Source organism: Brevundimonas sp. CURTG3B2_SDJG, assembly GCF_057364705.1.
Genome location: NZ_JBNFOJ010000184.1, coordinates 1 through 6,188, shown reverse-complemented (window position 1 = coordinate 6,188; position 6,188 = coordinate 1). Strand labels below are relative to the sequence as shown.

At 71.2% G+C, this 6,188-nt stretch carries 5 protein-coding genes and 1 pseudogene; 3 read left to right on the top strand and 3 right to left on the bottom strand.

Going from position 1 to position 6,188, the window contains the following annotated elements:
* Both AC2W7C_RS12460 and AC2W7C_RS12455 read right to left on the bottom strand, forming a co-directional pair.
* Positions 1-241, bottom strand: a pseudogene (locus tag AC2W7C_RS12460) (arginine--tRNA ligase); the annotation flags it as partial.
* Positions 241-939, bottom strand: coding sequence for a Tat pathway signal sequence domain protein (locus tag AC2W7C_RS12455; RefSeq protein ID WP_486001728.1), 699 nt, complete (start codon positions 937-939; stop codon positions 241-243). The gene AC2W7C_RS12455 and the pseudogene AC2W7C_RS12460, both read right to left, overlap by 1 nt.
* Positions 940-1,087: 148 nt before the next feature.
* On the opposite strand from AC2W7C_RS12455, the gene ispH reads away from it, so the two are divergent.
* On the top strand, positions 1,088-2,062 hold the full coding sequence (ispH, locus tag AC2W7C_RS12450; RefSeq protein WP_486001727.1) for a 4-hydroxy-3-methylbut-2-enyl diphosphate reductase: 975 nt from the start codon (positions 1,088-1,090) through the stop codon (positions 2,060-2,062).
* A gap of 3 nt (positions 2,063-2,065) precedes the next feature.
* On the opposite strand, the gene AC2W7C_RS12445 is transcribed toward ispH, so the two are convergent.
* Positions 2,066-3,973 carry a TonB-dependent receptor gene (locus AC2W7C_RS12445; RefSeq protein WP_486001726.1) on the bottom strand — a complete coding sequence of 636 codons (1,908 nt, stop codon included), beginning with the start codon at positions 3,971-3,973 and terminating at the stop codon, positions 2,066-2,068.
* Positions 3,974-4,153: 180 nt separating this feature from the next.
* Between AC2W7C_RS12445 and AC2W7C_RS12440 the strand changes: the two genes are divergently transcribed.
* Both AC2W7C_RS12440 and AC2W7C_RS12435 read left to right on the top strand, forming a co-directional pair.
* Positions 4,154-5,068, top strand: a complete 915-nt coding sequence (locus AC2W7C_RS12440; protein WP_486001725.1) for a sensor histidine kinase — start codon at positions 4,154-4,156, stop codon at positions 5,066-5,068.
* 175 nt (positions 5,069-5,243) lie between these two features.
* A complete protein-coding gene (locus tag AC2W7C_RS12435) occupies positions 5,244-5,999 on the top strand; it encodes a LytR/AlgR family response regulator transcription factor (protein ID WP_486001724.1) in 756 nt (251 codons plus the stop codon).
* Positions 6,000-6,188: the final 189 nt, after the last annotated feature.

Below are 6,188 nucleotides of genomic sequence, written 5' to 3'. Positions count from 1 at the left end.
CGGGCCCGGCCACCTCGACCGAGGCCAGGCGGGGATCGCCGGCCAGGCGGTCGGCGACCTTCTGGGCCAGTTCGCGGGGATTGGCCTTGACGGCCTTCGCCGCCGCAAGGGCGCCGTTGGACTGGAAGTCGGCCAGGTCGGGGCGGTCCGAGGCGGTGACGCGCGCCAGCGACGGCTCCACGCCTTCGGCGGCGAAGGCGGCCCCGACCGCTTCGCCCAGTTCGGTCCTGAGATCGGTCATTACCGGGCCGGCGGCTGGGCGGCCGGGGCGGCCGTGCCGGCGTTGACGCGGAAGCGGCTGCCCGAGCGGTTGAACTGGGCCATTTCAGGCGTGACCTCGAAGCCGACCAGGATCTCGAAGTGATCGCCGCTGGTCGTGGCCGAGGCGCGGGGAATCACGATGGTCTGGTCCTGGGTGACGCTGGCGGTGTTGGCGCCGGGCTCGAAGCTCACCGGAAGGTCGAAATAGGTCTTCTCCAGCACCGCCCGGTTCCGCTCGGTGACGGCGATCCAGTAGCGGTAGGTGCGGCCCTCGCCCTGGGCCTGCGGCCCACGGCCCAGGTTGAACAGCATGCGGACGTCGACCTGGATCGGCTGGTCGCTCTGGTAGGCGCAATCGGAGACCAGGCCCTCGATCTCGCCGGTGTAGCCGACGTTGGCCGCCGACGGCCGGTCGCCGGTCATTTCGACGTAGCGGGCGGCGTCGTACAGAATCTTCACATAGGGGCAGGGGCCCGCGGCGGCGCGGCGTTGCAGCGGGGCGATGCGGGGACGCCGCGACTCCGTCTGCTGCTCTTCGGACCCCGGCGTCTGGCGGCCGCGGCCTTCCTGGCCTCCGCCCGGCCGCGACTGGGCGTCGGCGACCGACGGCGCCATTCCGGTCGACAGGGTGGCGGCCGCCAGCAGCGAAGCCAGGGAAACCTTCAGGACGCGACGCATCGAATGCTCTTCCAGAAACGAGGAGACGGCGACAGCCCGACGCCGTCCGCACGCTTGCCGCTGATAGCGGCTAAACCGAGGCGCGGCAAACCCGCGCGCGAGGAAAGGGCGGTGGCGGCCGGCGGGGCGAACGACTAGGTTCCCGCCCATGACCGTCCACCAGCCGATCCGTCCGGCCGAAAAGCGTCCGCTCACCGTTCGCCTGGCCACGCCGCGCGGGTTCTGCGCCGGCGTCGACCGGGCCATCCAGATCGTCGAACGCGCCATCGAGAAGTATGGCGCGCCGGTCTATGTGCGCCATGAGATCGTCCACAACCGCCACGTGGTCGAGCGCCTGAAGGCGATGGGAGCGGTGTTCGTCAAGGAGCTGGACGACTGCCCCGACGACCGGCCGGTGGTGTTCTCGGCCCACGGCGTGCCCAAGTCGGTGCCGGCGACGGCGAGGTCGCGCGAGATGTTCTATCTGGACGCCACCTGCCCGCTGGTCTCCAAGGTGCACGTCGAGGCCGAGCGCCACCATGCGGCCGGGCGGCACATCATCCTGATCGGCCACGCCGGCCACCCCGAGGTGGTCGGCACCATGGGGCAGCTGCCGGCCGGGGCGATCAGCCTGGTCGAGACCGTCCAGGACGCCGAGGCGTTCCAGCGGCCCGGCGAGGCGCCCCTGGCCTACGCCACCCAGACGACCCTGTCGGTCGACGACACCGCCGAGATCCTGGCCACGCTCAAGCGGAGATTCCCCGAGCTGCCGGACCCGCACAAGGAAGACATCTGCTACGCCACCACCAACCGTCAGGAGGCGGTCAAGCGGCTGGGCGCGGTCAGCGACCTGGTGCTGGTGGTGGGCTCGAAGAACTCGTCCAACTCCGCCCGCCTGGTCGAGGTGGCGATCAAGGCCGGCGCCAGGGACGCCCGGCTGGTGGACGACGCCGGCCACGTGGACTGGACCTGGCTGGACGGCGTCTCGACCCTGGGGATCACGGCCGGGGCCTCGGCGCCGGAACAGCTGATCGAGGCCCTGGTGCAGGCGGTGCGCGACCGCTTCGACGCCGACGTGGTCGAGGACGGCGGCGAGCGCGAGACCGTGACGTTCAAGCTGCCGCGGGTGCTGACGGCGGAGTGAGGCTCAGTCTCCGGGACCGAAGGCGACGGTCAGCGTGGCCCGCACCGTCCGGGGCGAGATCGGGTTGAGAAGGCCGGACGGGGTGGCCCAATAGCCCTCGGCGCCGCCGAGGTTCGAACCCAGCATCCGGAACTCGGCCGGGCGGCCGGCGAGCCTGAACCTGCGGCGCACGCCGAGGTTCACGGTCGCGACTTCCGGCGTCTTGAAGGTGTTCGCCGTGTTCGCCCAGCGTTCGCCCGAGACGCTGACGCCGGCGTCCACCGACCATCCGGCCGGAAGCTGCTGTTCGATGTTGGCGTTGATCACCAGCGGCGAGACGCCCGCCGCGCGGCCGCCGATGGCGCCGGCGTCCACGAGGAATCCCGTCACCTTCGGCTCCAGGGCGACGAAGCCGGCGAGGATGCTGGTCCCAGGGACGAGTTCGCCGCCGATCGAGGCTTCGACGCCGCGGTGCCGAACCTCGCCGACGATCCCGAACGACCCGTCGGCGCGCGATCCCTGGCTGGGCTTGGACACGTCGAACAGCGCCGTGATCAAGGTCAGCCGGGAGGACAGGGCGTAGCGGACGCCCAGCTCGAACTGCTCGGTCTCGACGGGGGGCAGCACCTCCTCGCGGTTGGTCGCAGAGGCGGGCGCGGAGCCGCTCTCCTCCAGCCCCGTCACCCAGCTTCCGAACAGGGCGGCGCGGTCGGTCAGGTTGACGACGGCGGAGACGTTGTAGTGCGGCGTTTCGCTGAGCCGCTCGCTGGCCACGCCGCCGGTGGACAGGACGGCCTTGCGATAGCGGGTCCGATGGGCCCCGAGGCGCAGCTGCACCCGGTCGCGCCAGGTCAGGCTGTAGCCGGCCGAGACGGTGTACTGGGTGACGACGTCCTCGCCGCGCGTGCCGGACCACGGGCGTTCCGGCGCATCCGGCGGAGCGCCGTCGGGGAAGTCGAAAGCGCCCAACGGGATGACCAGGCCGGAGGCCAGCTCGGTGACCGTGCGCCGGCCGCGCAACGACACGGTGAAGCGGTTGCCGAAATCGCCCCTGTCGAATCCGCGCCCCAGCCTGATCTCGCCGGTGTCCGAGGACCGGTAGGCGCGCTTGGGGGTGCGAATCGTGACGGCGGATGCGTTTCCCTGAGCATCCGACGAGACCAGGGTCATGTCCGCGTTGTCGATGTCGAAGATCGAGCGGAAGGCCGAGGCGTCGACCGAGACGCCCCGGACCTCGCCCCGGTACAGAAGGCCGAGGTTGGTGGTCTCCGCCTGGGTCCGCGCCCAGTCCGGCGAGTACTGACGAAGGGGGCGCGGGTCGGGCGGCGGAGCGTTATCTGTTGGGACGACCGCATAGTCGCCGTCGTACCAGCGCCGATTGACCGAACCGAACAGCCGCAAGCGATGACCAGGCGCGACGTCCCAGGCGGCGACGGCGCCGAAGCTGAGGCCGTCGCCGCTGTAGCCCGGGGCGAAGTTCAGCTCGGGCCGCCACACGACGCCGCCAGCGAGGCTGACGGACCCTTTCCGCAACGAAAGGTCGCCCTGGACGACGCGCGTTCCGAAGTCGCGATAGCCCGCGCCCAGCCGCAGTTCGTTGGCCGGTCCGGCCTCGCGCAGCCGGTAGTTCACGACGCCCGAGGGCGCGGGATAGGCGAGCCGCGTCGCGTTGACGCCGACCCGCACCCCCACCCCCGCCAGAAGGGTGTCGTCCAGCGGGCCGGCGCGGCTGAAGTAGGCGTCGTCGATCCGGTAGGCGCCGCTGTCGTTGAGATCGAAGCCCCGGACCTGGCTCTCGCTGTAGAGGCCCGACTGCTCGATCCCCACCCGCTCGCCGAACGCGTCGGCGGCGGAACGGAGGGCGTTGTCCTGGGCCGCCGCGGGCGCGGCGACGGCCGAGAGCGCGATCGCGATAGCCGTGATGCGTGACATCTTCCAATCCCGTCCATAGGACCGGCCCCAAGCCGCGGTCGGCCTGGGCGAACCGCCGGAAACCCTCGCCGTGCAGTCTAGGAAGGGCGCACGCCGGGACGCAGACCGCTCGCTGCACCGATCCGGCGGTTCGCTGCATAATCAGGGCGGCGGCGGCGCCCTTGGGCTAAGGAAGGGCGCATGACCACGACCCGCCCTGGCGCGCCGGCGATCCGCTGGCGCTGGATCGCCGCCCTGTGGTGCGCCGGCGCGGTCTTCGAGGCGGGCCAGTCCCTGGTCGTCCTCCACCTGCAAGGCGAACACCTGCGGGAGATCCGGCTGTTCCTGACCGAGGTCGCCGCCTGGCTGCCCTGGATCGTGGCGGCGCCGCTGGTCATCGGCCTGGCGCGGCGATATCCGATCCACCGCCGGCCCGGCTGGCGCGGGCTCGCCGCCCACCTTCTGGCCCTGGCGGCGATCAGCATGGCCGTCGACGCCTGGTCGTCCGGGCTTCAGGTGATGTTCAATCCCTGGTCCATCCAGCCCGCGCCCGTCTTCTGGGAGACCTGGCGCATGACGCTGTTCTTCCAGTCCCTGAACTGCCTGGCCGCCTACGCCCTGATCCTGACCGTCACCTATCTGGTCGATTCCCGCGACGAGGCGGCGCGCCAGAAGGGCGAAGCGGCCCGGCTCAGCGAGGCGCTGTCGAAGGCCGAGCTGGCGGCGTTGCGGCGGCAGATCGAACCGCACTTCATGTTCAACGCGCTGAACTCCATAGCCGGCCTGGTGCGCGACAACCGCAACGGGGCGGCGGTCGAGATGATCGTGGGCCTGAGCGAACTGCTGCGCCGCGCGTCGGAGACCGCCCACAGGCCCCGGACGAGCCTGGGCGAGGAGATCGAGTATCTGCAGCGATACGTCGAGATCCAGGCGCTCCGGTTCGGGGAGCGCCTGCGCGTCAGCGTGGACATCCCCGCGGACCTGCGCCAGGCGCAGGTTCCCGGCCTGCTGCTGCAGCCGCTGGTGGAGAACGCCATCAAGCACGGCGTCGCCACTCGCCTGGCCGGGGGCGAGGTCCGCGTGGCCGCGCGCGCCGTGACGGCCGCCTGCGTCTGAGCGTCTACAACGACGGTCCGGACTTTCCGGCCGACTGGCGGGAGACGGGCGGGGTCGGCCTCGCCAACCTGCGGACGCGGCTGCAGATCCTGTACGGGGACAGGGCCGAGCTGGCGCCGAGGCGGATAGGGACCGACGGCGTGGAGGTGGTGGTGATCCTGCCCCTGGAGGACGCATGACGGCCGAGGTCGGATCTCCCCGGCCGATCCAGGTCCTGGTGGTCGATGACGAGCCGCTGGCGCGGCGGAACCTGACCGTCCTGCTGCGCCGCGATCCGGACATCGGGTCGATCGCCGAATGCGGTTCGGGGGTGGAGGCGATCGAGGTCATCCGGACGTCGAAGCCCGACCTGTTGTTTCTGGACGTGCAGATGCCGGAGTGCGACGGCTTCGACGTGCTGGAGATGCTGGGCGCCGACATGCCCCAGACCGTCGTCTTCGTGACCGCCCACGACGAGTATGCGCTGCAGGCGTTCGAGGCCGGCGCTCTCGACTATCTGTTGAAGCCGTTCGACGACGCGCGCTTCGGGCGGGCCCTGGACCGCGCCAAGGACCAACTCGCCCGCTATTCCCCGCGACCGCCGGAGCGCGCCAAACGGATCGCCGTCCGGTCTCCGGGCCAGCTGTTGTTCCTGGACCCCGCGGAGATCGATTGGGTCGAGGCGGCGAGCTACTACGCCTGCCTGCACGTGGGCCGGCGCGCGCATGTCGTGCGCCGCACGTTGACGGAGCTGGAGCGGGACCTGGGCGAGCGGGGGTTCGTGCGGATCCATCGTTCGATCCTGGCGAACGTCGACCGGATCCAAGGCCTGGAGCTGCAGAGCGGAGGCGACTATCAGGTCGTGCTGACGGACGGCGTCCGGCTCCGGCTGAGCCGGCGGTACCGCAAACGCCTTCAGGACCGCATCGGCGCGAGGGCGGCGGGCGGCTGAGCCCGGTTCCGACCCGCCCTCTTGCCCAAGCGGAGCCTTTGCCGTTCGGTGGCGTTAACCCTGCGACCCGGAACGGAGCCTTCTTCATGCGCCTGAACGCCGCCTGCACCGTCGTCTCCCTGTTCGCCCTGACGGCCGCCGCCTGCACCCAGGAGGCGGCCGAGCCGCCCGCGCCGCTCGCGGCCGTCG